General features: G+C 70.4%; 25 protein-coding genes. 16 read left to right on the forward strand and 9 right to left on the reverse strand.

Going from position 1 to position 26,243, the window contains the following annotated elements:
• Positions 1-79: 79 nt before the first annotated feature.
• From erpA to K8F61_RS02590, 4 genes are all read left to right on the forward strand, one after another.
• Positions 80-445: an iron-sulfur cluster insertion protein ErpA gene (erpA, locus tag K8F61_RS02575; protein WP_067244207.1), complete on the forward strand. Its 366-nt coding sequence runs from the start codon at positions 80-82 to the stop codon at positions 443-445.
• 122 nt (positions 446-567) lie between these two features.
• Complete coding sequence (gene ctaC / locus K8F61_RS02580; protein ID WP_067244205.1) at positions 568-1,467, forward strand: aa3-type cytochrome oxidase subunit II; 900 nt, start codon at positions 568-570, stop codon at positions 1,465-1,467.
• Between the two features lie 5 nt (positions 1,468-1,472).
• Positions 1,473-3,203: an aa3-type cytochrome oxidase subunit I gene (ctaD, locus tag K8F61_RS02585; RefSeq protein ID WP_067244203.1), complete on the forward strand. Its 1,731-nt coding sequence runs from the start codon at positions 1,473-1,475 to the stop codon at positions 3,201-3,203.
• Between the two features lie 3 nt (positions 3,204-3,206).
• Entirely contained in the window at positions 3,207-3,641 is a 435-nt protein-coding gene (locus tag K8F61_RS02590; protein WP_067244200.1) for a cytochrome c oxidase subunit 4, read from the forward strand.
• 70 nt (positions 3,642-3,711) lie between these two features.
• Here the strand turns inward: K8F61_RS02590 and thrS are convergent, their stop codons facing one another.
• From thrS to ctaE, 6 genes are all read right to left on the reverse strand, one after another.
• On the reverse strand, positions 3,712-4,920 hold the full coding sequence (gene thrS, locus K8F61_RS02595; RefSeq protein ID WP_231820589.1) for a threonine--tRNA ligase: 1,209 nt from the start codon (positions 4,918-4,920) through the stop codon (positions 3,712-3,714).
• 199 nt (positions 4,921-5,119) lie between these two features.
• Positions 5,120-5,539 carry a rhodanese-like domain-containing protein gene (locus K8F61_RS02600; protein ID WP_067244195.1) on the reverse strand — a complete coding sequence of 140 codons (420 nt, stop codon included), beginning with the start codon at positions 5,537-5,539 and terminating at the stop codon, positions 5,120-5,122.
• Positions 5,540-5,633: 94 nt separating this feature from the next.
• Positions 5,634-7,460: a cytochrome bc1 complex cytochrome b subunit gene (qcrB, locus tag K8F61_RS02605; RefSeq protein ID WP_067244192.1), complete on the reverse strand. Its 1,827-nt coding sequence runs from the start codon at positions 7,458-7,460 to the stop codon at positions 5,634-5,636.
• A complete protein-coding gene (qcrA, locus tag K8F61_RS02610; protein ID WP_067244190.1) occupies positions 7,457-8,530 on the reverse strand; it encodes a cytochrome bc1 complex Rieske iron-sulfur subunit in 1,074 nt (357 codons plus the stop codon). The genes qcrB and qcrA overlap by 4 nt, the downstream gene beginning before the upstream one ends.
• A 33-nt stretch (positions 8,531-8,563) precedes the next feature.
• Positions 8,564-9,364: a cytochrome bc1 complex diheme cytochrome c subunit gene (qcrC, locus tag K8F61_RS02615; protein WP_067244188.1), complete on the reverse strand. Its 801-nt coding sequence runs from the start codon at positions 9,362-9,364 to the stop codon at positions 8,564-8,566.
• 23 nt (positions 9,365-9,387) lie between these two features.
• Positions 9,388-10,020, reverse strand: coding sequence for an aa3-type cytochrome oxidase subunit III (ctaE, locus tag K8F61_RS02620; protein WP_157517926.1), 633 nt, complete (start codon positions 10,018-10,020; stop codon positions 9,388-9,390).
• Positions 10,021-10,200: 180 nt separating this feature from the next.
• Here ctaE and trpD point away from each other — a divergent pair, with 180 nt between their 5' ends.
• Both trpD and K8F61_RS02630 read left to right on the forward strand, forming a co-directional pair.
• Positions 10,201-11,262: an anthranilate phosphoribosyltransferase gene (gene trpD / locus K8F61_RS02625; RefSeq protein WP_219084556.1), complete on the forward strand. Its 1,062-nt coding sequence runs from the start codon at positions 10,201-10,203 to the stop codon at positions 11,260-11,262.
• 9 nt (positions 11,263-11,271) lie between these two features.
• Positions 11,272-12,258 carry a PHP domain-containing protein gene (locus tag K8F61_RS02630; RefSeq protein WP_231820590.1) on the forward strand — a complete coding sequence of 329 codons (987 nt, stop codon included), beginning with the start codon at positions 11,272-11,274 and terminating at the stop codon, positions 12,256-12,258.
• Position 12,259: 1 nt separating this feature from the next.
• Here K8F61_RS02630 and K8F61_RS02635 read toward each other — a convergent pair whose 3' ends face one another.
• From K8F61_RS02635 to K8F61_RS02645, 3 genes are all read right to left on the reverse strand, one after another.
• Positions 12,260-13,195, reverse strand: coding sequence for a 5'-3' exonuclease (locus K8F61_RS02635; RefSeq protein ID WP_231820591.1), 936 nt, complete (start codon positions 13,193-13,195; stop codon positions 12,260-12,262).
• Between the two features lie 38 nt (positions 13,196-13,233).
• A complete protein-coding gene (locus K8F61_RS02640; RefSeq protein ID WP_231820592.1) occupies positions 13,234-14,055 on the reverse strand; it encodes a hypothetical protein in 822 nt (273 codons plus the stop codon).
• Between the two features lie 65 nt (positions 14,056-14,120).
• The gene (locus K8F61_RS02645) at positions 14,121-14,678 is read right to left on the reverse strand and encodes a hypothetical protein (protein ID WP_231820593.1); all 558 of its coding nucleotides are present in this window, start codon (positions 14,676-14,678) and stop codon (positions 14,121-14,123) included.
• 248 nt (positions 14,679-14,926) lie between these two features.
• On the opposite strand from K8F61_RS02645, the gene rpsA reads away from it, so the two are divergent.
• The 10 genes from rpsA (at position 14,927) to K8F61_RS02695 (ending at position 26,212) form a co-directional block, all read left to right on the forward strand.
• The gene (gene rpsA, locus K8F61_RS02650) at positions 14,927-16,381 is read left to right on the forward strand and encodes a 30S ribosomal protein S1 (protein WP_067244173.1); all 1,455 of its coding nucleotides are present in this window, start codon (positions 14,927-14,929) and stop codon (positions 16,379-16,381) included.
• A gap of 264 nt (positions 16,382-16,645) precedes the next feature.
• Positions 16,646-18,295 carry a TIGR04028 family ABC transporter substrate-binding protein gene (locus K8F61_RS02655; RefSeq protein WP_231820594.1) on the forward strand — a complete coding sequence of 550 codons (1,650 nt, stop codon included), beginning with the start codon at positions 16,646-16,648 and terminating at the stop codon, positions 18,293-18,295.
• Between the two features lie 19 nt (positions 18,296-18,314).
• Positions 18,315-19,319, forward strand: a complete 1,005-nt coding sequence (locus tag K8F61_RS02660) for an ABC transporter permease (RefSeq protein ID WP_231820595.1) — start codon at positions 18,315-18,317, stop codon at positions 19,317-19,319.
• A complete protein-coding gene (locus K8F61_RS02665; protein ID WP_231820596.1) occupies positions 19,316-20,185 on the forward strand; it encodes an ABC transporter permease in 870 nt (289 codons plus the stop codon). The genes K8F61_RS02660 and K8F61_RS02665 overlap by 4 nt, the downstream gene beginning before the upstream one ends.
• The gene (locus K8F61_RS02670; protein ID WP_231820597.1) at positions 20,182-21,870 is read left to right on the forward strand and encodes a dipeptide ABC transporter ATP-binding protein; all 1,689 of its coding nucleotides are present in this window, start codon (positions 20,182-20,184) and stop codon (positions 21,868-21,870) included. The genes K8F61_RS02665 and K8F61_RS02670 overlap by 4 nt, the downstream gene beginning before the upstream one ends.
• The gene (locus tag K8F61_RS02675) at positions 21,867-22,931 is read left to right on the forward strand and encodes a putative FMN-dependent luciferase-like monooxygenase (protein ID WP_231820598.1); all 1,065 of its coding nucleotides are present in this window, start codon (positions 21,867-21,869) and stop codon (positions 22,929-22,931) included. Before K8F61_RS02670 ends, K8F61_RS02675 begins: the two co-directional genes overlap by 4 nt.
• A complete protein-coding gene (locus K8F61_RS02680; protein WP_231820599.1) occupies positions 22,928-23,551 on the forward strand; it encodes a CMD domain protein in 624 nt (207 codons plus the stop codon). Before K8F61_RS02675 ends, K8F61_RS02680 begins: the two co-directional genes overlap by 4 nt.
• The gene (locus K8F61_RS02685) at positions 23,548-24,216 is read left to right on the forward strand and encodes an alkylhydroperoxidase domain protein (protein ID WP_067244159.1); all 669 of its coding nucleotides are present in this window, start codon (positions 23,548-23,550) and stop codon (positions 24,214-24,216) included. The genes K8F61_RS02680 and K8F61_RS02685 overlap by 4 nt, the downstream gene beginning before the upstream one ends.
• A complete protein-coding gene (locus tag K8F61_RS02690; RefSeq protein WP_231820600.1) occupies positions 24,213-24,866 on the forward strand; it encodes a VOC family protein in 654 nt (217 codons plus the stop codon). Before K8F61_RS02685 ends, K8F61_RS02690 begins: the two co-directional genes overlap by 4 nt.
• Positions 24,863-26,212, forward strand: a complete 1,350-nt coding sequence (locus K8F61_RS02695) for an amidohydrolase (RefSeq protein ID WP_231820601.1) — start codon at positions 24,863-24,865, stop codon at positions 26,210-26,212. Before K8F61_RS02690 ends, K8F61_RS02695 begins: the two co-directional genes overlap by 4 nt.
• The last annotated feature ends 31 nt before the right edge of the window (positions 26,213-26,243 follow it).

A 26,243-nucleotide genomic window follows, 5' to 3' on the forward strand; every position in this document is an offset into this window, starting at 1 on the left:
GCTCCGCCCCGGGCGGCGGGGCCGGCGGTAGAATTCGGGGGAGAGCCCGTGCCCTGCCAGGGCCTTCCGAAGGAGCGACATGAGCGACACCACCCTGACGACCCCGGAGACCACCCACGCCCACGGCGTGAGCCTCACCGACGCCGCTGCGCAGAAGGTGAAGAGCCTGCTGGAACAGGAAGGCCGTGACGACCTGCGTCTGCGGGTGGCGGTCCAGCCCGGCGGCTGCTCCGGTCTCATCTACCAGCTCTACTTCGACGAGCGCTATCTCGAGGGCGACGAGACCGTCGACTTCGACGGCGTCGAGGTCATCGTCGACAACATGAGCGTGCCGTACCTCGACGGCGCGTCGATCGACTTCAAGGACACGATCTCGGAGCAGGGGTTCACGATCGACAACCCCAACGCGCAGGGTTCCTGCGCCTGCGGCGACAGCTTCCACTGACCCCTCGGCAACCACCCGGAAACGCCGTCGCGACCTCGCTGAACCTGCGTGGTTGGCATGAATCGGGTGTGAGGTTGCCCTAGACTTGGGTACGCCCCTGTCCGAGATCTGAAAGGTGCACCGTGCCTTCGAAACGCCGCCTTCGTTGGGCTGCGCTCCCTCTGGGAGTCGCGGCAGCTGTGGCCCTGGCGGGATGCTCTCCCACCGAGCTCCACGGCTTCCTCCCGGGCTTCGTCGAGGATGGCACTCCTGCCACCAACCACACGGACCGCGTCGCCGCCCTCTGGGTGAACTCCTGGATCGTCCTGCTCGCCGTCGGCGTGATCACGTGGGGCCTGATGGCCTGGGCCGCGATCGCGTACCGCCGTCGCAAGGGCCAGACCGGCCTGCCGGTGCAGCTGCGCTACAACATGCCGATCGAGATCTTCTACACGATCGTGCCGCTGATCCTCGTGGCCGGCATGTTCGCCTTCACCGCGCGTGACCAGACGATCATCGAGACTCAGTACGAGGACCCGGACGTCTCGATCACCGCGATCGGCAAGCAGTGGTCCTGGGACTTCCAGTACGACGGCGAGGACGAGGACAACTCGGACGCCGTCTGGAGCATGGGGATCCAGGCGCAGCCGGACAAGGACGGCAACGTCGACCAGGAGGCCCTGCCGACGCTGTACCTGCCGGTGGACCAGAAGGTCCGCATCGAGCTGCAGTCCCGCGACGTCATCCACTCGTTCTGGATCATCGACTTCCTGTACAAGAAGGACATGTACGTCGGCAAGGACAACTCCTGGTCCTTCACCCCGACGCGCATCGGCGAGTACCAGGGCAAGTGCGCCGAGCTCTGCGGCGAGTACCACTCGATGATGCTCTTCAACGTCAAGGTGGTCAGCCAGGCCGACTACGACGCCTACCTCGAGACGCTGCGCGACGAGGGCAACACCGGCGACATCACCGACGCATACGACCGGCTCGCGAACCTTCCGGGCACGGGCGCGCCGACCTCCGAGGAAGAAGGGAAGTAACCAGGATGACCTCCACTCTCCCGGGAACCTCCGAAGCGGGCGCACGCCCGACGACGATCCCGCCGCGTCAGGCGGCGCTGCTCACCACCACCCGCGTGGAGCAGAAGGGCAACATCGTCGTCAAGTGGCTGACGTCGACGGACCACAAGACCATCGGGTACATGTACCTGATCGCCTCGGTGCTGTTCTTCCTCCTGGGCGGCGTGATGGCGCTGATCATCCGTGCGGAGCTGTTCGCTCCCGGGATGCAGATCATCCCGACCAAGGAGCAGTACAACCAGCTGTTCACGATGCACGGCACGATCATGCTGCTGATGTTCGCGACGCCGCTGTTCGCGGGCTTCGCGAACGCGATCCTGCCGCTGCAGCTGGGCGCGCCGGACGTCGCCTTCCCGCGTCTGAACGCGTTCGCCTTCTGGATCTTCCTGTTCGGCTCGACGATCGCGGTCGCCGGCTTCCTGACCCCGCAGGGTGCGGCCTCCTTCGGGTGGTTCGCCTACCAGCCGCTCGCGAACGCCTCGTTCTCTCCGGGCGCCGGAGGCAACCTCTGGATGCTGGGCCTGGGTCTGTCCGGTTTCGGCACGATCCTCGGCGCGGTGAACTTCATCACCACCGTGATCACGATGCGCGCTCCCGGAATGACCATGTGGCGCATGCCGATCTTCTCCTGGAACACGCTCATCACGAGCCTGCTGATCCTGATGGCGTTCCCGGTGCTCGCCGCGGCGATGCTCGCGGCGGCGGCCGACCGCGTCCTCGGCGCGCACATCTACGACCCGGCCAACGGCGGCGTCCTGCTGTGGCAGCACCTGTTCTGGTTCTTCGGCCACCCCGAGGTGTACATCATCGCGCTGCCGTTCTTCGGCATCGTGTCCGAGATCTTCCCGGTCTTCAGCCGGAAGCCGATCTTCGGGTACAAGACCCTGGTCTACGCGACGATCGCCATCGCGGCGCTGTCCGTAGCCGTGTGGGCGCACCACATGTACGTCACCGGATCGGTCCTGCTGCCGTTCTTCGCCCTCATGACGATGCTCATCGCCGTGCCGACGGGTGTGAAGATCTTCAACTGGATCGGCACGATGTGGCGCGGCTCCGTGACCTTCGAGACGCCGATGGTGTTCGCCCTCGGCTTCCTGGTCTCGTTCGTCTTCGGCGGTCTGACCGGCGTCATCCTCGCCTCGCCGCCGCTGGACTTCTTCCTGTCCGACTCGTACTTCGTCGTCGCGCACTTCCACTACGTCGTGTTCGGCACGGTCGTGTTCGCGATGTTCGCGGGCTTCTACTTCTGGTGGCCCAAGTGGACGGGACGGATGCTCAACGAGCGCCTCGGCTATGTGCACTTCTGGATGCTGTTCATCGGCTTCCACATGACGTTCCTCATCCAGCACTGGCTGGGCGTGGACGGCATGCCTCGCCGGTACGCGGACTACTCCTCGTTCGACAACTGGACGTGGGGCAACCAGGTCTCCACGATCGGCGCGATCATCCTCGGCGCCTCGATGCTGCCGTTCTTCCTGAACGTCTGGATCACGGCCCGCAAGGCGCCGAAGGTCACCGTGAACGACCCGTGGGGCTACGGCGCCTCCCTCGAGTGGGCGACCTCCTGCCCGCCGCCGCGGCACAACTTCACGTCGATCCCGCGCATCCGCAGCGAGCGTCCTGCGTTCGACCTCAACCACCCCGAGGCCGCGGAGCACCCGGTCGCGGCGGGCGTCGCCGAAGGAGAGGCCAAGTAAGCCATGCGCGACAACGTCATCCTGTGGTGGATCCTGACCGCGTTCTTCGCCCTCGTCGGGGTCGTCTACACCGGCTGGAACATCCTCGCTCACCCGGACCGTGAGCTCGTCACGGCGATCGAGTGGGTCGGGACCGTGGCCCTGTTCTTCACCGCGTTCATGTCCGCCATGATCGCCTTCTACCTGGACCGCACGCACCGCGCGCAGGGCGGCCAGCTCCCCGAGGACATCCTCACCGCCGACATCGACGACGGGGACCCGGAGCTCGGCGAGTTCAGCCCGTGGTCGTGGTGGCCCATCGTGCTCGCAGGCTCCGCGGCCCTCGGCATGATCGGCCTGGCCGTGGGACAGTTCCTGTTCCCGATCTCCATCGCGATCTTCGTCGTGGCGATCGTCGGCTGGGTCTACGAGTACTACCGCGGGAACTTCGCCCGCTGAGCGGGAGAGCGCCTCGAGATCGGGCCCCGGGACCATCGGTCCCGGGGCCCGATCTCGCCGTGCGGCGGAACTAGACCAGGAAGACCGATGAGCGTCGGCGGATCTCCTCCTGCATCCCGGTGATGAGGTCATCGACCGCGACGGCCTTCCCGTTCACGCTGAGGAGGTCCTCGGCGGCCTCGCGGTCGCCCAGGACCGCCACGCGGGGCACGCGGCGTTCCTGCAGGCCGCGCACGCGCGAGCCGAGGGAGCCGCGGCGCGCGACCTCGACGCGGATCCCGGCCGCGCGGAAGCGCTCGGCCACGGCGTCCGCCTGGGTCCCGTGCCGATCGACGCGGACGGGCGCGAGCGCGAGCGGCACGGGCGCGAGCCAGGTCGGGAAGCGCCCCTCGTAGCGCTCGATCAGCAGCGCGACGAGCCTCTCCATCGATCCGATGAGTCCGCGATGCACCATGACCGGACGCGCGACGCGTCCGTGCGCGTCGGTGTAGCGGAGATCGAATCGTGCGGGCAGCACGCGATCGACCTGGACGGTCGAGAGGGTCAGCTCCCGCCCGGCGGCATCGATCACCTGGACGTCGATCTTGGGCCCGTAGAAGGCCGCCTCCCCATCGGCTCGGCGATGCGGCAGCCCCCGCCGGTCGAGAGCGTCCAGGAGGTCCTGCTCGGACGCTCGCCAGTCCTCGTCGGATCCCGCGTACGCCGACGCCTCTCGCAGGTCGCGTCCGGAGAGGCGGATGTACGAGATCTCGATGTCGAGGACGTCGTAGGCCCGGAGGATCGCGTCGACCGCGGTGACGACTTCCTCCACGACCTGGTCGGGCCGACAGAAGACGTGCGCATCGTCCAGGCTGATCTGCCGGACGCGGCTCAGACCGCCGAGGACGCCGGTGAGCTCGCTGCGGAACATCGCCGCCGACTCGGTGAGGCGGACGGGGAGGTCCCGCCAGCTGTGCGGTTCGGCCGCGTAGACCTGGACGTGGCTCGGGCAGTTCGCCGGCCGGAGGACGAGCTCGTCTCCGCCGACGCGCATGGCGGGGAACATGTCGGCGGAGAACTTGTCCCAGTGGCCGCTCCGCTCGAACAGGGAGCGCCGTGCGAGCACGGGGGTGTAGACACGTCGGCACCCGGTCTCCTGGGCGATCTCGGCGGCGAACTGCTCCAGGGAGGCGCGGACGGCCGCGCCGTGCGGGAGCCACAGGGGGAGACCGGCGCCGATGTCGGCGCTGGTCTCGAAGAGGCCGAGTCTTCGGCCGAGTACGCGGTGATCGTTGTCCATCTGTCCTTCTCCAGGGTGAGTGCGCGGAGAGGACACCGGAGACGACGAAGCCCGGGGTGTCTCCCCGGGCTGTGCGTCATGCGTGGAGTCGCTAGAGGTCGCGCCGGAGAGGAACCGGCGTCGTCGTGACCTGCAGCATTCGCATGCGCCGACGATAGCACGTCAGGCGATCCGGGGACGACGGCTGGGACGACCTCGGTCAGGCGCGATGACGGACGCGAGGGATGCCGGTGAGAGGATCCACCGGACGGCGGTGCACGCCGTCCGCATCCTCCACGGGGTAGCCTTCCCGGGCCCAGTACTCGAAGCCTCCGATCATCTCGCGCACGCGGTATCCGAGCTTCGCGAACTCCAGGGCGCCCTTGGCGCCCGCGTTGCAGCCCGGGCTCCAGCAGTAGACGACGACGTCCGCATCGGCGGGGATCTCGGTCGACGCCCGCTCGGCGATCTCGCGGTAGGGCATGTGGACGGCGTCCGGGACCCGTCCCTGCGCCCAGGCCTCCTCGGAGCGCACGTCGACCACCACGACGGGGTCGCCGGCGGAGCGTGCGGCGTGAAGATCGCTGGCATCGGTCTCGAAGGCGAGCTTGGCGGCGAAGTAGTCCTGGCGGTCGATCATGATCTCAGCGTACGCGGGCGTGCCCTGGACCGGGGGAGCATGACAGAGCCCCGTCCGGTGACCCGGACGGGGCTCTGTCATGGGGGAGGGAGGACTACTTCTCTCCGTCCTCCGGCTTCTTGCGCGGCTTCTTGACCGGCTCCGTCGCGACGACCGAGCTGGGAGTGTTCGGCGTCTCGCCGATGTGTCCCTCGTCGGTCGGCTCGATCTGGTCCTCGGAGACCCCGGCGCGGGCGTGGGCACCCAGGATCTCCTCGTGAGCCGTTTCGTCGACGTCATGCAGCGCGTGGCTCTGGTGAGCGTCGGCCGCAGCGATCTCCGTCTGGGTGAGCGGCTGCAGGCGATCCTCGAAGAACCAGCGCGACAGTGCCGAGCGGAAGTTCTCGGTCCACGGGATCCGGCCCTTGGCGTTCGGACGGACCACGAGCGGCTCGTAGGTGTCGACGTCGATGAGCTTCCACCGGTCGTAGACGTCCACGGGCTTGTGCACCTCGATGAACTCGCCACCGGGGAGGCGGACGATGCGTCCGGACTCGTAGCCGTGCAGCACGATCTCGCGGTCCTTCTTCTGCAGTGCGATGCAGATCCGCTTCGTGATGAAGTACCCGAGCACGGGGCCGAGGATCAGCAGTGCCTGCAGCGTGTGGATGACACCCTCCATCGTGACCATGAAGTGCGTCGCGATGAGGTCGGAGGACGCGGCGGCCCAGAGCACGGCGTAGAAGATCACGCCGGCGACGCCGATGCCCGTGCGGGTGGCGGCGTTGCGCGGGCGCTGGGCGATGTGGTGCTCGCGCTTGTCCCCGGTGATCCATCCCTCGATGAACGGGTAGATCGCGACCAGGACGATGAAGATGCCGAGGACGGCGACCGGCAGCAGGATGCCGAACGACCAGGTGTGGCCGAGGAACACGACGTCGAGGTTCGACGGAGCCAGACGCAGCGCGCCGTCCGCGAAGCCGATGTACCAGTCCGGCTGCGTACCCGCCGACACGGGGGACGGGTCGTACGGGCCGTAGTTCCAGACCGGGTTGATCTGGAAGAGGGAGGCGATCAGCACGATCGTGCCGAAGACGATGAACAGGTAGCCGCCCATCTTGGACATGTACACCGGCATCATCGGGTAGCCCACGACGTTGTCGTTCGTCCGGCCGGGGCCGGCGAACTGCGTGTGCTTGTTGATCACCATGAGCATCAGGTGCAGCACCACGAACGCGAGGACGAGGGCCGGCAGCAGCAGGATGTGCAGGGTGTACAGGCGGCCCACGATGTCGGTGCCGGGGAACTCGCCGCCGAACAGCAGGAACGAGGTCCACGTTCCGATCAGCGGGATGCCCTTGATCATGCCGTCGATGATCCGCAGGCCGTTGCCGGAGAGCAGGTCGTCCGGCAGCGAGTACCCGGTGAAGCCCTCGGCCATCGCGAGGATGAACAGCACGAAGCCGATCACCCAGTTCAGCTCACGCGGCTTGCGGAAGGCGCCCGTGAAGAAGATGCGCAGCATGTGCACGCCGATGCCGGCGACGAACACCAGCGCGGCCCAGTGGTGGATCTGCCGGACGAGGAGTCCGCCGCGCAGGTCGAACGAGATCCGCAGGGTGGACTCCAGAGCCGCGGACATCTCGATGCCGCGCATCGGGGCGTAAGCGCCCGTGTAGTGCGTCGGAACCATCGACGCCTGGAAGAAGAACGTCAGGAAGGTGCCCGAGAGGAGCACCACGACGAAGCTCCACAGGGCGATCTCGCCGAGCATGAACGACCAGTGATCCGGGAAGATCTTCCGGCCGAGCTCCTTGACGAAACCGGACAGGCTCGTACGCTCGTCGAGGTAGTTCGCCGTGGCGCCGACGAAACGGCCGCCGAGCGGCTTCTCGTCCTTCTTGTCGCCCTTCGTCTCGGGGGTGACGGTTGCGGTGCTCAATGGCGCTCCCAGAAGCTCGGACCGACGGGTTCGGTGAAGTCGCTCTGCGCGACGAGGTAGCCCTCGTCATCGACGGTGATGGGCAGCTGCGGCAGCGGCCGGGCGGCCGGGCCGAAGATGACCTTGGCGTGCTCGGTCACATCGAACTGCGACTGGTGGCAGGGGCAGAGCAGGTGGTGGGTCTGCTGCTCGTAGAGCGCGACCGGGCAGCCGACGTGCGTGCAGACCTTGGAGTAGGCGACGATGCCGTCGTACGACCAGTCCTTGCGCTCCTCGGACTCGATGAGCTGCTCGGGCAGCAGGCGCATGAGGAGGACGATGGCCTTCGCCTTCTCCTCCAGGTACCCGCCGTCGTGGCCGAGCTCGGTGAGGCTCTCGGGGATGACGTGCACGGCGGAGCCGAGGGTGACGTCCGCGGCGCGGATCGGGGTGCCGTCGGGGTCGCGCGCCAGGCGCACGCCCTTCTCCCACATCGTGTGCTTGAGCAGCTGGACCGGGTCGCCCGCGATCGGGTTCTCCGGGGTGCTGTGGGGGGCGAGACCGCGGAAGAGCGTCACGCCGGGGATGATCGAGGCGACGAGCGCGGCGAAGAGCGAGTTGCGGATCATCGTGCGGCGCCCGAACCCGGACTCCTCGTTCGCGTCCGCGAACGCCTTGACGGCGGCGGCGCGCGTCGAGTCGCGACCACGGGTGGGGTGGCGCGACTCCACGAACTCCTTGTCGTTCATCACGGCCTTGGACCAGTGGATGGCGCCGATGCCGAGTGCGAGGAGCGCGAGGGCGATGCCGAGTCCGATGAAGAGGTTGTTGTAGCGCACGTCGATGAGCGCGCCGCTCTCGATCGGGAACAGCATGTAGGCGGCGACCGCCCACAGGCTGCCCGCGAGGGACAGGTAGAAGAGCGTGTAGACCGTGCGGACGGCCGTCTTCATCGCCTTCGGGTCCTTGTCCGTGATCCGCTCACGGTGCGGCGGAAGACCCGGGTTCTCCGCGGGATCGCTGACTGCGACGCTCAGCCCGGGGGAGGGCTGATAGGCCCTGTCGAGAGCCTGCGAGTCGTCGTGTGCCATGGTGCTCCTCGTACGTTCTTCGATATGCAAGCGTCAGTTGGACTTCGCCGTGATCCACACGGTGATGGCGACCAGCGCGCCGATCCCGAAGATCCAGACGAAAAGGCCCTCGGAGACGGGGCCGAGCGAGCCCAGCGTGAAGCCGCCCACCTGAACCGCCTCCTGCTGGAACAGCAGGGCGGAGATGATGTCGCGCTTGTCCTCGGCGGACAGGTTCATGTCGCCGAAGACCGGCATGTTCTGCGGACCGGTGACCATGGCCGCGTACATGTGCAGGGCGCTCGTGCTCGTCAGCGGGGGCGCGTACTTGCCCTCGGTCAGCGCACCGCCGGCGGCGGCGACGTTGTGGCACATCGCGCAGTTGATGCGGAACAGCTCGGCACCGTGCGAGACGTCGCCCTTTCCGTCCAGCACCTCGGCCTCGGGGTAGGTCGGACCGGGCGCGACGGACTGCACCCACGCGGCCATCGACTTGATCTGCTCGTCGGTGAACTGCGGGTGCTTCTGCGGCGCCTGCGGCCCCTGCATCTGCAGCGGCATGCGGCCCGTCGCGACCTGGAACTCCACCGCGAGCTCGCCGACGCCGAACAGGCTCGGCCCGTTCTCGGTGCCCTGGAGGTTCATGCCGTGGCAGGTGGCGCAGTTCGCCTGGAAGAGCTTCTCGCCCTCCTCCACGGACACCTGCGCGGTGGCGGCGGTCGGCTCGCTGGCGGCGAACGCAGCGGATGCGCCGGCGTAGATGCCGCCGGTGATCATGAGGCCGGCGCCGATGAGGGCGGCGGCGGCCAGGGGGCTGCGGCGACCGCCGGAACGGCGCTTCTTCTCTCGTGCCATGTCGGGAATCCGCTCCGTTTTCTTTACTTCAGGAAATAGATGACGAAGAACAGGGCGATCCAGACCACGTCGACGAAGTGCCAGTAGTAGGACACGACGATCGAGGAGGTCGCCTCCTTGTGCGTGAAGTTCTTCACCGCGTAGGCGCGCCCGATGACGAGGAGGAACGCGACGAGGCCGCCGGTCACGTGCAGGGCGTGGAAGCCCGTCGTGATGTAGAAGGCCGAGGCGTAGGAGTCGGCCGAGATCGGCATGCCCTCGGCGACGAGCTGGGCGTACTCCCAGACCTGGCCGGAGACGAACACGGCGCCCAGGATGAACGTGAGCCAGAACCACTCGACCATGCCCCAGCGCTTGCGGCCCTTGTCGTTGCGGGCCGTGTACGGCTGCAGGCGCTCGGCGGCGAAGACGCCCATCTGGCAGGTGACCGACGACAGCACCAGGATGATGGTGTTCACCGTGGCGTACGGCACGTTCAGCAGCTCGGTGCGGGAGGCCCACAGCTCGGGCGAGGTGCTGCGCAGGGTGAAGTAGATCGCGAACAGGCCCGCGAAGAACATCACCTCGCTGCCGAGCCAGACAATGGTTCCGACGGCCACGGGGTTGGGCCGCTTGATCGTTCTCGCCGCCGGGGCATACGTCGCTGAGGTCGTCACCCCTCCATTATGGCCGATCCGCGACGGCGATTCTTGCACCCCCGGGGGCCGTTTCGCCTTCCGGGCACTTAGGGAGACCTAAGAAGTCGCCGGGAATCCGCTGTGTGTCCAGGGCCTCCTCGCCGCGGCGGACGAGGTCACGACCCGGTCACGAACCGGGCCCGTCGATAGGATTCCCCCATGGCGGATGCGTTGACCTGGCCCGATGTCCTCTCCACTCTCCTCGCACGGCGCGACCTCAGCGTGTACGAGTCGACGTGGGCGATGCGTCAGGTCATGCGCGGCCAGGCGACCCCGGCGCAGCTGGCGGGCTTCCTCATCGGGCTGCGCGCCAAGGGCGAGACCATCGACGAGATCGTCGGCTTCCGCGACGCGATCCTGGAGGCGGCGGTCCCGCTGCCGGTGTCGTCGGACGTGCTCGACATCGTCGGCACGGGAGGCGACCGGGTCGGGACCGTGAACGTCTCCACGACGGCGGCGATCGTGATCGGCGCGATGGGCGTGCCGGTCGTCAAGCACGGCAACCGCGCGGCGAGCTCGGCCTCCGGCGCGTCGGATGTGCTCGGCGCCCTGGGGCTGGATCTCACGCTGGATCCGCAGGCCGTCGCCGACATCCTCGACCGCACGGGCATCACGTTCGCGTGGGCGGGCGCCTTCCACCCGGGGTTCAAGCACGCCGGCGGGGTGCGCGCGGAGCTCGGCGTGCCGACCGTCTTCAACATGCTGGGACCGCTGTGCAACCCCGCGCGGGCGGAGGCGAACGCGGTGGGCGTCGCCCAGCTCGAGCGCGTGCCGTTGATCACCGGCGTCTTCCGCACCCGCGGCGCGACCGCGCTCGTCTTCCGCGGCGACGACGGCCTCGACGAGCTGACCACGACGGGGCACAGCCGCATCTGGGAGGTCACGCGCGGCGACATCCACGAGCACGACCTGGACCCGCGCGACCTCGGGATCCCGCTGGCGGAGCTCTCGGACCTGATCGGCGGCTCTCCCGAGCACAACGCGGAGGTCCTGCGCCGCACCCTCGCGGGCGAGGCCGGTGCGGTCCGGGACATCGTCCTCCTCAACGCCGCGGCCGGGGTCGTCGCCTACGAGCTCTCGCACGACGCCGCCCAGGCGCAGCGGCCGATCCTGGAGCGGCTCGCCGACGCCCTGGCGCGCGCGTCCGCCGCGATCGACGACGGGCGCGCCCTCGCCAAGCTGGACGAGTGGATCTCCGCCTCCCGGGACTTCGCCGCGTAGGGACCGGACATGGATCCCGTCGACGCGCTGCTCGAGATCGCCCGGCTGCTGGAGCGCGAGCGGGCGTCGCGGTACCGGGCGCGCGCGTTCCGGCAGGCCGCCGCGGCGTTCGGCGACCTGGACGAGGCGTCGCGCGCCGATCCCGCCCGGATCCGCGCGACGAAGGGCATCGGCGCGTCCACGTCGGAGGTGATCCTCGAGGCTCTCGAGGGGAAGGTGCCGCACTACCTCGTCGAGCTCCGCGGCGAGGTCGAGCCCGAGCGCCGTTCGGAGCTGCGTGCGCGGCTGCGCGGAGACCTTCACGCCCACACCGACTGGTCCGACGGGACGACCCCGATCGCCGTGATGGCCGATGCGGCGCGGGCGCTGGGGCACGACTACCTCGCGATCACGGACCATTCGCCGCGGCTCCGGGTCGCCCGCGGGCTGTCGGCGGAGCGGCTGCGCGAGCAGATCCCGCTCGTGCGCGGTGCGAGCGGGGACGGTCTCACCGTGCTCGCGGGAATCGAGGTCGACATCCTGGAGGACGGTGCGCTCGATCAGGAGGACGCGCTTCTCGCGGAGCTGGACGTCGTGGTGGCGTCCGTGCACTCGAAGCTGCGGATGGATGCCGGGCCGATGACCCGGCGGATCGTCCGCGCGGTGAGTCATCCGCACGTCTCGGTGCTGGGCCACGTCACCGGGCGCCTCGTGCAGGGGGAGCGCGGCACCCGCCCGCCGTCCGACTTCGACGCCCGCGCGGTCTTCGAGGCGTGCGCGGAGCACGGGGTGGCGGTGGAGATCAACTCCCGACCGGAGCGCCAGGATCCGCCGGACGAACTCCTGACCCTGGCCGTGGAGATCGGCTGTCTCTTCTCGATCGACTCCGACGCCCACGCGCCGGGGCAGCTCTCGTTGCTGGACCACGGCGCGGAGAGGGCGGAGCGTCTCGGCGTGCCGCCGGAGCGGATCGTGACGACCTGGGGACTGGAGCGGCTCCGCCGCTGGGCGGGATAGGTCAGCCGAGGCGGTCGAGGGCCTCGATCGCCCGTCCCATGGACGTGCCGAGGTTCCACCGTTCGGCCAGCGCCACCGCCGCCGCCCGGGCGACGTTGTCGAGCGGGTGCAGGGGAGCGGCCGGCGCGGCGACATCGAGCGTCGTTGCGACCCGCACCACCGTGGGGGCGACGTCGAGGTAGGCCGAGGCGGCGAGGATCTTCTTCGCCACACCCGCGGACATCCCTTCCCCGCGCTCCGCCGCCGCGCGGATCCCGTCCAGGTCCCCGTGCGCGGCGAGGAGCGCGGCGGCCGTCTTCTCGCCGACGCCGGGGACGCCGGGGAGGCCGTCCGACGCGTCGCCGCGCATCGTCGCGAAGTCCGCGTACTGCGAGGGGAGGACCCCGTATTTCGCGACCACCGAGGCGTCGGTCAGGTCCTCCAGGTTGCTCATGCCCCGCGCGGTGTAGACCACCCGGACGCCGCGGGCGTCGTCGACGAGCTGGAAGAGGTCGCGGTCACCGGTGACGATGTCGACGGGCATCCCCGCCGTGTGCGCCAGGGTGCCGATGACGTCGTCGGCCTCGTGCGCGGGCGCCCCGATCACGGTGAGGTCGAGGGCGGCGAGCGATTCCCGGATGACGGGGATCTGCGCCTCGAGAGGATCGGGCACCTCTTCCACGTCGGCACCTCCCGGGACGACCTCGACGACGCGGTGCGCCTTGTAGCTGGGGATCAGGTCGACCCGCCACTGGGGACGCCAGTCGTCGTCCCAGCAGGCGACGAGGTGCGTCGGCTCGTACGCCGTGACGAGCTTGGCGACCATGTCGAGCAGCCCCCGCGCGGCGTTCACCGACGTGCCGTCCGGCGCCTTGACGGTGTCGGGCACGCCGTAGAAGGCCCGGAAGTAGAGAGAGGCGGTGTCGAGCAGCATGAGCTTCGGGGCGCGCGCGGTCATGGGCTCAGTCTGCCAGGCGGCTGCGGGCGCACGCGGAGTCACGGGCACCCCGGTGCGCCGGGCCTCTCCTCGCAGGTGCCGTCCACCAGCGCCGAGCGTGCCTCGAACACGCGCACCGTCTGCGTCGCGGGCGCCGCGGCGATCTCGCCCATGGGGATCCACCCCAGGCCGTAGTCCAGGTCGGCGGCGTAGCGGACGACGACGGTGGCGGCGTATTCGCCTCTCGCGCCGTACACGTGGCTCGTCGCCGTGGGGGTGAAGTCGGCTTGGCCGAGGGCGGCCCACGACGCGCCGGGGTCCGCGGTCGACCGAGTCGCGCCGTCGCCGTACGCGAAGTCGAAGCCGACGGGCGTGAACCGCACCGTGACGGAGCGTCCCAGAAGATCCGCGGAGGTGGTCTGCGCGGTCGCGTCGCTGACGAAGTTGGCGGGAAGCCCCACGACGCCGACGTTGCCGGGCTCCGCGGACACCGTCGTGCCGGTCGGGACGAAGCGGACGAGATCGGCGAGGGTGATCGGACGGGGCGCCGGCTCCGCCGGGTCCTCGGGGCCGGCGTCCACCTGGGGCGGGCGCGCCCCGAAGCACAGGCGGGCGTCCTGCAGGCGTTCGAGACAGCGCTGGAGCTCCTCCGGGTCCGTGACGTGCTCGCGGGGCGGATCACCGGGGAGGGAACCATCGCCCTCACGGTCTTCCCCCGGGGCGACGGGGCCGGGACCTCCCGGCTGGTCACCGGCCCCGGGCGGGACGTCGATCTCATCCCAGACATCGATGCCGTCGCCGTCATTGGAAGTGCCGGGCTCGGGACACCCGGTAGTGCGTCGATCCCACTCCGAGCACTGTGCAGAGATCTGATGGTCCATCCCGTAGCTGCTAAGTGAGGCGTGATCAAAGCTGGTTGCGGCGCTAAGGATGAGCGAAAGCGCTATTACTCCGAGCATGAAGGATCCGAAAAAGGGGTGGTCGTAGCTATCAGTAGGGACTGCTTCGGGGCAGGAACAGTCGTGAACTCAATGGCAATCCGAGGGGGCCGGGTGGGTGAGACCAAGGACGCGCCGCTAGCATCGACCACGGTGATTCTGCTGACGTCTTCGCAGATCTGAGCGCGCACGAATCCGTCCGTGGATGCCTCCAGACCTCTGAACCAAACCACGGTGACATTGCCGTTCTGGACTGCGCCTGCGGCGCGCATCTCACTGAAGGACTTCCGTTCATCGGACTGAACTGTTCCTGTGGTCACTTCGGCGACGGCCTGGAAGCTGTCGGGGTTCGTAATCTCTAATGACGATGCCGCGTCGATGTACGCGCGGTAGGTCGCTTCGGCGGCGGCGAACGCCTCCTCCTCGGACGCGAACAGGGGCGTCGGCGTCGGGTCGGGCGCGGGCGTCGGGGCGCAGCCGCCGAGGGCCATGGCGCCGCCGACAGCCATCGCGACGAGGGCGACGCGGGCGCGGCGCCGACGGGAGGAGAGGTGCTCAGGGGTCACCGTTTCACGCTATCCGCGCGACGAAGCGTCGTCCGGGTTATCCACAGGCGCGAGGGCGTCGAGCGCGGGCGAAAGGGGCGTCGCCCATGGAGGGTTCCGATCTGATAGCCTGAAGTGTCACCCGTGGGGATCCGTCCGCATGTGCGTGACGCGCAATCCCATAACCATCCGCTTCGGAGCGATCTTCCGTCATGCATGTCGACGGAGCCCCGGGGCCCGATCATCCATCTACAAGGACTACCCACTACATGACTACCGCAACGACCGCCACGGCCGCCAAGCAGGTCGCGATCAACGACATCGGATCTGCCGAGGACTTCCTGGCCGCGGTCGAGAAGACCCTGAAGTTCTTCAACGACGGCGACATTATCGAGGGCACGATCGTCAAGATCGACCGCGACGAGGTCCTGCTCGACGTCGGCTACAAGACCGAGGGCGTCATCCCCTCGCGCGAGCTCTCCATCAAGCACGACGTCGACCCCAACGAGGTCGTCGCCGTCGGCGACCAGGTCGAGGCCCTCGTTCTCCAGAAGGAGGACAAGGAAGGCCGCCTGATCCTGTCCAAGAAGCGCGCCCAGTACGAGCGCGCCTGGGGCGACGTGGAGAAGATCAAGGAGAACGACGGGGTCGTCACCGGCCAGGTGATCGAGGTCGTCAAGGGCGGCCTCATCGTCGACATCGGCCTGCGCGGCTTCCTCCCGGCCTCGCTCATCGAGCTGCGCCGCGTCCGCGACCTCACGCCGTACCTCGGCCAGGAGCTGGAGGCCAAGATCCTCGAGCTCGACAAGAACCGCAACAACGTCGTGCTCTCGCGCCGCGCTCTGCTCGAGCAGACGCAGTCCGAGTCGCGCACCACGTTCCTCAACAACCTGCACAAGGGTCAGGTCCGCAAGGGCGTCGTCTCCTCGATCGTCAACTTCGGTGCGTTCGTGGACCTCGGCGGCGTGGACGGCCTCGTGCACGTCTCCGAGCTGTCCTGGAAGCACATCGAGCACGCCTCCGAGGTCGTCGAGGTGGGCCAGGAGGTCACCGTCGAGATCCTCGAGGTCGACCTCGACCGCGAGCGGGTCTCCCTGTCGCTGAAGGCGACGCAGGAGGACCCGTGGCAGGTCTTCGCCCGCACCCACGCCATCGGCCAGGTCACCCCGGGCAAGGTCACCAAGCTCGTCCCGTTCGGCGCGTTCGTCCGCGTCGCGGACGGCATCGAGGGCCTCGTGCACATCTCCGAGCTCTCCAGCAAGCACGTCGAGCTGGCGGAGCAGGTCGTCTCGGTGGGCGAGGAGGTGTTCGTCAAGGTCATCGACATCGACCTCGACCGTCGCCGCATCTCGCTGTCGCTGAAGCAGGCCAACGAGTCGGTCGACCCCTACGGCACCGAGTTCGACCCGGCGCTGTACGGCATGCTCGCCGAGTACGACGAGAACGGCGAGTACAAGTACCCGGAGGGCTTCGACGCCGAGACCGGTGCGTGGAAGGAAGGCTTCGACGCCCAGCGCGAGGCTTGGGAGCAGGAGTACGCCGCCGCGCAGGCGCGCTGGGAGGCGCACAAGGCCCAGGTGCTCAAGGCCGCCGAGGCCGAGGCCGCCGCGGGCGACGACTTCGGGGGACAGACGTTCTCCAGCGAGTCGACCGGCGCCGGCACGCTCGCCGACGACGAGGCTCTCGCGGCTCTCCGCGAGAAGCTCTCGGGCGGCAACGCGTAACACCGACCGCTTCGGTTCCGAACGGGCCGTCACCCCGCCTCACGGCGCGGGTGGCGGCCCGTTCCGCGTCTCCGACGCGACCGACGACCGGGCCGTGAACGTCTTTTGGACGGGGCCCCGCCGGCGACATATGACGCCGTGGATGACGTCCGATGACGCTGTGTGAAGCGGCGTGACGGTATGTGACCGCCCCGCCGACGGAGGGGGCCGCAGCGTGGTGGACTGTCGCTCTCACCCGGCACGTCCATCCCCAGAGGAGACCCCATGTCCCGTCCCGCCCGCGTACTCCGCTCGCTCGCAGCGCTCGCCGTGGTCGCCACGCTCATGGCCGGGTGCTCCAGCGGTTCCGCAGGCTCCGGCGGCAGCGAGGAACCGGGCGCGGGCGGCACCCTCACGTATCTGGAGCCGCAGACCTGGACCACTCTGTACCCGCCGGCGGCGGGCTTCTACCCGAACGGTGGAGTCGTCAACAACATCACCGACCGGCTGCTGTACCAGAACCCGGAGACGCTGGAGCTGGAGCCGTGGATCGCCACGGCCCTGCCCGAGGTGAACGCCGACTCCACGGAGTACACGTTCACGATCCGCGACGACGTCACCTACTCCGACGGCACCCCGCTCGACGCGGAGAACGTCGTGCGCAACCTCGACCTGTTCGGCAAGGGCGACCCGACCCGCGCCCTCACGGTGTCCGAGGCGATCAACAACTACGACCGCGGCGAGGTCGTGGACGAGCACACCGTCCGGTTCCACTTCACGGCTCCTGCGCCGGGCTTCGCGCAGGCCGTCTCGACGATCAACTCCGGTCTGCTGTCGAACGCGACCCTGGACAAGACGAACGAGGAGTTCGGCCCGGGAAACGCCACGACGGTGATCGGCTCGGGACCGTTCGTCGTCGCCGACGAGAAGATCGGCACTGAGCTCACTCTCACGGCCCGTGAGGACTACGACTGGGCTCCGCCGTCGCTCGCGCACCAGGGCCGCGCCCTCCTCGACGGCGTGCACGTCGTCGTCGCGGGGGAGAGCAGTGTCCGCGTGGGCACGGTCGTCGCAGGGCAGGCCGACGTCGCCCGACAGATCGACGCGCCGGACGAGGCGCAGTTCGCGGCCGACGGCCTGAGCCTGCACGCCGCCACCACGAACGGCGTGAACAACGGGTTCAGCTTCCGCTTCCGCAACCCCGTGCTCTCCGACATCCGCGTGCGCCAGGCGATCATCGCGGGCGTCGACCGCGAGGCGATCGTGGAGACGCTGTTCACGGACAGCTACCCGCTCGCGACCGGGGCCCTGGCCCGGACGGCCCTGGGGTACGTCGACACCTCCGAGTACTACGCGTACGACCCGAAGCGCGCTGCGGCCCTCCTCGACGAGGCCGGGTGGAAGGCCGGAGCCGACGGGGTACGCGTGAAAGACGGCGTCCGCCTGAGCCTGACCTTCAACGAGGCGCTGCCGCAGCCGCGTTCCAAGGAGGTCGTGACGCTCGTCCAGGAGCAGCTGGGCGAGCTCGGGATCGACGTCCAGCTCTTCGCCGGCGACCAGGCGGCGCAGACCGAGGCGTCCCTGTCCGCCGACACGATCCAGGTGTACCACTCGATGGTCGGACGCGCGGACTTCGACGTGCTCAAGTCGCAGTTCTTCAGCGGGAACCGAAACACGCTCCTGAACCGGGACAACACGGACGACTCGATCGGCGACCCGGAGCTCGACGCGCTCCTGTCCGCGATCGCGTCCGCTCCCACGGTGGAGGCGCGCCAGGCCGCGTCGGAGGCGGCGCAGAAGCGCATCGCCGAGCAGGCGTACTTCCTGCCGATCTTCGAGGAGCCCCAGGTGTTCGGTCTGAGGGCCGGCGTGCAGGACTTCGCCACCGAGTCGGTCGGCCGCCCGTCGTTCTACTCGACGTGGCTCGACCGCTGACCGCGGGCAGGCGCGGCACATGGCGTACATCCTGAGGCGGATCGGGCAGGCGCTGCTCGTCCTCGCTCTCACCTACACGCTGGCGTACCTCCTGCTCGCCGCCCTGCCGGGGGATGCCGTGCTCGCACGGTACGGCTCTCCGGAACTGGGGCTCTCCGCGGAGCAGCTCGCCGAGATCCGGGCCGCATACGGCGCGGATCGCAGCCTGGTCGAGCGCTTCGCGGAGTCGACGCTGGGATTCCTCCGCGGCGAGTTCGGCTTCTCGGTGCAGAGCGGGGCGTCCGTGGCGGCGCTGCTCGCGACGGCACTGCCGTTCACGCTCGTCCTCGCCGTGGCCGGGCTGGCGACGGCGGTGTTCCTGGCGGTGACCATCGCGTTCACGGCGACGTACGGAGGCTCACGGTGGCTGCGGCGGATCTTCCACGCGATCCCGCCGCTGCTGGTGTCCCTTCCGGTGTTCTGGGTCGGGATCGTCCTCGTGCAGATCTTCTCGTTCCGTCTCGGCCTCGTCCCGGTGATCGGCGCGAACCCGGTCCAGGCGCTCATCCTGCCGGTGGCGACGCTGGCGATCCCCATCGCCGCCCCGCTCGCCCAGGTCCTGATGCGCAGCATCGAGGACGTGCGCGACCAGCCCTTCGTCACCGTCGTGCGCGCCCGCGGAGCGAGCACGTCCTGGCTGCTGTGGCGGACGGTCGCACGCAACGCCCTCCTCCCCACGCTCACCATGGCGGGTCTGCTCTTCGGCGAGCTGGTGGGCGGCGCGGTCGTGACCGAGACCGTGTTCGGACGCGCCGGGGTCGGCCAGCTCACCGCCCAGGCGGTCGCGAACCGCGACACCCCGGTCCTGCTCGCGGTGGTGGTGCTCTCCACGGTCGTCTTCGTCGTCATCAACCTCGTCGTGGATCTCCTCTATCCGTTGCTGGACCCGCGCCTGCGCACGAGCCGACCCGGTCGGTCGCGCCTCGCACGTCCGGTTCCGACATCGCCGGCTGAGGCCGTTCCCGAGACGGAGGTCGTCCGATGACATCCGCACCCGTCACGACCGTCGACCGGGGGACCGGTCGCCCCGGCAGGCGCGACGCGGCGACGCGGCCCGCGGTGCTGCGCCCCGGCGTCATCCTGCCCGTGCTGGTCCTCCTCGTCGCCCTCGCCTGGGCGCTCCTGCCGGGGGTCTTCGCGCCCGGGAGCCCGACGGCGTCGGTCGGCCCGGCGCTGCAGCCGCCCGGCCTGGAGCACCTGTTCGGGACCGACGCCACCGGACGAGACCTCTTCACCCGCGTCGTGCACGGCGCGTCCGCGTCGATCGTGGGCGCGGTCGTCGCGGTCCTGGTCGGACTCGTCGCCGGCACGGCCATCGGCGTGGCGGCCGGTGCGGTCGGCGGAGCGCTGGAGGACGTGCTCATGCGGTTCGTGGACGTCCTGCTCGCGATCCCCGGCCTTCTGCTCTCGCTGAGCGTCGTCATCCTGCTCGGCTTCGGCACCACGAACGCCGCGATCGCCGTCGGCGTCACCTCCATCGCGGTGTTCGCCCGTCTCGCGCGTTCGCAGGTCGTGAGCGTGCGCGGAGCCGAGTTCGTGGAGGCCGCATACGGATCCGGAGGGAGCTTCGGATCCGTGCTCGTCCGCCACATCCTGCCGAACTCGCTCACGCCTGTCATCGCGCTCGCGGCGCTGCAGCTCGGCTCCGCGATCCTCCAGATCTCGACCCTCGGCTTCCTCGGCTACGGTGCGCCGCCGCCCACGCCCGAGTGGGGGCTGCTGATCGCGGAGGGACGGGACTACGTCGCGACCGCCTGGTGGCTGACGGTGCTGCCCGGCGCGGTCGTCGCCCTCGTCGTGCTCGCCACCAACCGGCTCAGCGCCGTCATCCGAGGAGGTCGAGAAGCATGACCCGCGCACTGTTGGAGATCCGGGACCTTGCGGTGGCCTACCGCACAGGACGAGGGGAGTTCACGGCCGTCGACGGCGTCTCCTTCGACGTCGAGGCGGGCCGGACGACCGCGCTCGTGGGCGAGTCGGGGTCGGGCAAGTCCACGGTCGCCCAGTCGGTGATCGGACTGCTCGCCGGGAACGGGCGGATCACCGCCGGGAGCATCGCGCTCAACGAGCGCACCGACGGCCTCACCCAGCTCGTCGGTCTCCCCGAGCGACGGTGGCGGCATCTGCGCGGCCGCTGCGTGGCGCTCATCCCGCAGGACCCGGGGACCTCGCTGAACCCGGTCGCCACGATCGGGGCGAGCGTGGCCGAGGCGCTGCGGATCCACGGCTGGAAGGACGGGGCGCGGATCCGCGCCCGGGTGATCGAGCTGCTGGACAAGGTGGGCATCGACGACCCGGAGCGGCGCGCGCGGCAGTATCCGCACGAGCTGTCCGGCGGCATGCGTCAGCGCGTGCTGATCGCCGCGGCGCTCGGACTCGAACCGGAGCTGATCATCGCCGACGAGCCCACGAGCGCTCTGGACGTCACCGTGCAGCGCAAAGTGCTGGACCTGATCGACCGGCTGCGTCGGGAATCCGGCAGCGGCGTGCTGTTCATCACGCACGACCTCGCGGTCGCCGCCGACCACTCCGACTCCCTCGTCGTCATGCGGCAGGGCCGGATCGAGGAGAAGGGCGTCTCGCGCGTCGTCCTCGGGCAGCCCCGGGCGGAGTACACCCGGACCCTCCTCGCCGACGCGCCCTCGCTCGCCAGGGTCGTGGAACGGCGCGCCCACCAGCCTGCGCCGGGCGAACCGCCGCTCGTCGAGGTTCGCGGACTCCGTCAGGATTACCGTTCCGGGCGCGGGGAGCCCTTCGTCGCCGTGGATGACGTGTCCTTCACGGTGGCACGCGGGACCACGCACGCCCTCGTGGGCGAGTCGGGCTCGGGGAAGACGACGACCGGCCGCAGCATCGCGGGGCTCAACCGGCCGTCCGCCGGGAGCATCCTCGTCGGCGGGACGGAGGTCACGGCCCTGGGGTCGGCGCGTGGCGCCCGGCGGGCCTTCCGCCGCGTCGCCCAGCTCGTCTACCAGAACCCCTATGCGTCCCTGGACCCGCGTCGCCCGATCGGCCGCACGCTGGCGGAGCCGCTGGAGAACTTCGGGATCGGAAATCGCGCGGACCGCGAGGAGCGCGTGGCCCACCATCTCGAGCTCGTCGCGCTTCCGGCCGAGATCGCGGCGCGTCGCCCGTCCGAGCTGTCCGGAGGACAGCGGCAGCGGGTCGCGATCGCGCGGGCGCTGATCCTGGAGCCCGAGCTGGTCGTGCTCGACGAGGCCGTCTCGGCCCTCGACGTCACGGTCCAGGCGCAGATCCTCCGGCTCCTCGCGCGCCTTCAGGACGAGCTCGCCCTCACGTACGTCTTCATCTCGCACGACCTCGCCGTCGTCCGTCAGATCGCGGACACCGTTTCCGTCCTGCAGCGCGGGCGACAGGTCGAGCACGGACCGACCGCGCGGGTCTTCGATCGCCCGGAGCACGCATACACGCGCCGTCTCATCGACGCGATCCCCGGCGCCGCCCTCCGTCCCGAGGCGCCGTCCGCGCCGCCCGTCCTTTCCGCCGCCAACCTGTTCGTCAAGGAGGATGCATGACCACGCCCCGTCTGGGCTTCTTCACCCGTCTGCTGGAGGACGCCGACGCCGCCGACCGGTACCGGTTCGCCCTGGAGCAGATCGAGCTCGCCGAGCGGCACGGCTTCGCCTCCGCCTGGCTCGCGCAGCACCACTTCGGCGCGGACGAGGGCGGGCTCCCGTCGCCGTTCGTGCTCCTTGCCGCCGCGGCGCAGCGCACGTCCCGGATCGGCCTGGCCACCGGTGTGCTGACCCTCCCGATCGACGACCCCCTCCGGGCGGCGGAGGACGCGAGCGTGCTCGACGCCCTGAGCGGCGGGCGGGTGCAGCTGGGGATCGCCTCCGGGGGCACGCCGTCGTCGTTCGCGCCGTTCGGGCGCGACTCCGCGCAGCGGCGGGAGATCTTCGCGGACCACGCAGCCGTCTTCCGGGACGCGCTGGCCGGCCGCGGCGTCCGCGGGACGGACGCACGGATCTATCCGGCCGCCGACGGGCTCGACCGCCGGATCTGGCAGGCCACGTTCTCCGTCGAGGGCGGTGTCCGGGCAGGGACCGACGGCGACGGGCTGCTCCTGTCGCGGACGCAGCCCCGGCCGGGGGACGCCGCCGACCTCCCGCTGCACGAGCTGCAGCTGCCCATCATCGAGGCCTACCGCGACAGCCTCCCGGCGGGGGCGCCGTTCCGGGTGCTCGCCTCGCGCACCGCCGTCGTGGTGGACGAGGCGGACAGGACGCGGGTGCGGGAGCACGCCGCGCCGCGGCTGCGGCGGCTGGCGATCACCCTCCACGGCGTGGACGCGGACGAGCTCGGCATCGACGAGCTGATCCGGATCACCGACACCCACATCGGCACCGTCGACGAGGTCGTGGCCTCCCTCGAGGCGGACCAGGCCATCGGGGCCTCGACGGACGTGTCGTTCCAGGTGCACTCGGTCGACCCCGGCCACGAGCTGACGCTGCGCTCGCTGGAACTGCTGGCGAGCGAGGTCGCGCCCCGCCTCGGCTACGCCGTCGGGGACACCGCCGCGCAGGACCTCCGCGGCCTCCATCTCGCCGCGGCGACCCGAGGCGGTGACGCATGAGCGCCGACATCATCGACCTCCTCGCGGGCGTGACCCCGGGAAGCGCGCTCGACGAACTGCGCGGACGACGTCCCCAGGCGCGGGAGAACGCGCAGCGCAGCTTCGAGGCGCTGCTGGAACCGGCCGAGCCCGGGACCTTCCCGCTCGCCGAGCGCTATGCGGTGGCGGCATTCGTGGCGCGCCTGCACGGCTTCGGGTCGGCAGCGGAGTTCTACGCGGATCTGCTCGGCGACGAGGCCCCGGATCTGGTCACCGCGATCGCGGCTGCGGCGGACGGCGCCGGCGGACGCGGACCGGTCGGCGTGTACCGGGAGCCGGTGCTGAGGGGAGAGGACGAGCCGGTCGATCCGTGGACCGCGGCGCCGGAGTTCGGCGTCCGGCTCGCCGCGGCACTGACGCACGCGCACCTGCTCGTCCTGCGTCCGCGCGAGGCCGGCGCGCCGGCTCTGCAGGCGCTCGTCGAAGCGGGATGGAGCGCCGACGACATCGTCACCCTGTCACAGCTCGTCGCCTTCCTGAGCTTCCAGCTCCGGCTGGCCTGGGGGATCCGCGCGGTGCGCGAGCACCCGGCGGGCGCCGCCGGAGACGTCGTCCCCTCGTTCGAAGGAGCACAGCGATGACCGACACCGCCGCCGGCGCACAGGACCCCGGCACCCTCGTCACGGAGTATCCCGAGCTCAGGCGACCCCATGGCTTCACCCAGGAGGGCCTCGGATGGGTGCCCTGGCTCGCCCCGGTCCCGGAGGCCGACCTCACCGACGTCCAGCGCGACGCCCTCATCGAGCCCCGGCGCGCCTCGATGCCCTACTTCCGGCTGCTCGCGCGGGACCCCGGGGCGCTCAAGGCGCGGACGCTCACCGATCTCGACATCTTCTACAACACGGACGGCGGGATCGGCCGTGCGGAGCGGGAGCTCGCGGCCGCTGCGACGTCGCGCCGCAACGGGTGCGTCTTCTGCGCATCCGTGCATGCCGCCGCGGCGACCCGCGAGTCCGACCGGGGCGCCGATGTGCAGCGCCTTCTCGACGAGGGCGTGGCCGCGGACCTGGGGGACGAGCGGTGGAACGCGGTCGTCGCCGCGTCCGTGACGCTGGCCGGGACGCCGCTCGACTTCGGCGCGCCGGACCTCGCGCGGCTGCGCGATGCCGGGCTCGACGACGCCGACATCCTCGACGTGATCGGCGGCGCCGCCTTCTTCAATTGGGCCAACCGCCTCATGCTCTCCCTCGGCGAACCCGAGGTCCCCGCCCGCCGGAACACCCCTGAGAAGGAGGAGACGCCGTGAGCATCCCCGCGCAGCTGGATCACATCGTCATCGCCGGCCCCGACCTCGCCGGTCTCGTCTCCTGGTTCGCCGAGCGCACCGGCGTCGCCGCGGCGCCCGGCGGGGCACACCCCACGGGAACCGCCAACGCGCTCGTGGCGCTCACCGTCGAGGGGCGCCGCGCCCCGCACTACATCGAGCTGATCGGGCCGGATCCGTCGCTCGACCACCCCGCGCCCCCGACGACGTTCGGCATCGACGCGCTGAGCGGGCCGGCCGTCGTGACGTACGCGGTCCATCCGGAGGACATCGACGCGACGGTGGAGGGCGCCCGTGCGCGCGGCTTCGATCCCGGCGAGATCTGGGAGCTGTCCCGGCGCCGGCCCGACGGGGAACTGCTGGAGTGGCGGCTGACCCGGGGCGGAGGCGCGGGCGGGTACGCGTCCCCGTTCCTCATCGACTGGGGGAGCACCGAGCAGCCGGGCCTCAGCGACATCCCGACGATCGAGGTCGTCTCGTTCGAGCGGGTGGAGCCGGACCCCGCGCCCCTGCAGGCGATCCACGAGGCACTGGGGCTCGAAGACGGGGCGCTCGCCGAGGTCGTCGAGGGGCGGCCCGCCGGCTTCCGGCTGACCCTGCGCACGCCGGACGGCCGGACGGTCGCGCTGTGACGGCCGGGGTCGAGGGCGATCTGACCGCCTACCTGGAATGGCAGCAGCGCCACGTCGTGGCCCCCGTCGTCCCCGAGCCCGTTGCCGAGACCTCGTCGTTCGCCGGCGCGGGCGACGAGGTGCACGCGGAGCTCGGTCGCTCGGTGGCGGACCTCGCCCCGGATCTCCGCGCGCTCGCTACGGCGCTCTTCGAGGATCCCGAGATCGGATTCGAGGAGCAACGGTCGGTCGCGAGGATCGCCGAGCTCGTGGAGAGCCACGGCCGTGCGGTCGAGGTCGGCGCGTTCGGCGTGCCCACCGCATTCCTGGCGACCGTCGGCGGGGGTTCGGGTCCGCACTTCGCGGTGATCGCCGAGTACGACGCCTTGCCCGGCGTGGGCCATGCGTGCGGTCACAACATCATCGCCGCGGCGGCGGTCGGGGCGTTCCTCGCTGCCGCGCCCGTGGCGGAGCGCCTGGGTGCGCGCCTGTCGCTCGTCGGCGCTCCCGCGGAGGAGAACGGGGGCGGCAAGGAGCTCGTCCTGCGCGCGGGCGGCTTCGACGCGGTGGACGCCGCGGGCATGGTGCATCCCGCCGCGGGAGCACGCACGTCGCCGGTCCTCGGCCCGAGGACGACGGGCGTGCGCCGGGTCGCGGTCACGTACCGGGGGCGGGCCGCGCACGCGGCGGGCGCACCGTGGCTGGGGCGCAACGCCCTCGATGCGGTCGTGACGGCGTACCAGGGCGTCGCGCAGCTGCGTCAGCACATCCTCCCCACGGATCGGCTGCACGGCATCATCACCGACGGCGGCGCCGTCCCGAACGTCGTGCCGGAGCGCGCCTCGGCGCTCTTCTACGTGCGCTCGGCGGAGATCGAGACGCTGCGCGTCCTCACGGACCGCGTCGTGGCCGTGCTGGAGGCGGCCGGGCTCGCGACCGGGACCCACGCGGACATCGAGGTGGACCCGGTTCCTCCGTACCTCCCGCTGCAGCCCAACCTGGCGCTGACGCGACGATGGGCGGACGCCGTGCGCCGCCGCGGTCGGGAGGTGCCGCCGTCTCCGCCCGTCGCCGCGCAGGGCGGACCGTCCACGGACATGGGCAACGTCAGTCGCTACGTTCCCTCGCTGCACCCCTCGATCGGTCTCGGCGGCCCGGACGACGTCCATCCCCACAACGCCGCCTTCGCCGCCCAGACGATCCGGGAGCCGGCCTTCGCCGCCCTCGCCGATGCCGCGGTCGGTCTGGCCGCGACAGCGGCGGACTACCTGGCGGACGCGGAGCTGCGCGACGCCGTGGCCGCCGAGTTCGCCGCGGCGGGCGGGCGATTCCGGTGGGAGGACGCGCGGGAGGGCGCGTCGCGCTGACCACGGCCGGACGGTCCCGCACGCTGTGGAA

The sequence above is a fragment of the Microbacterium resistens genome, assembly GCF_021172025.1.
Lineage (GTDB): Bacteria > Actinomycetota > Actinomycetes > Actinomycetales > Microbacteriaceae > Microbacterium > Microbacterium resistens.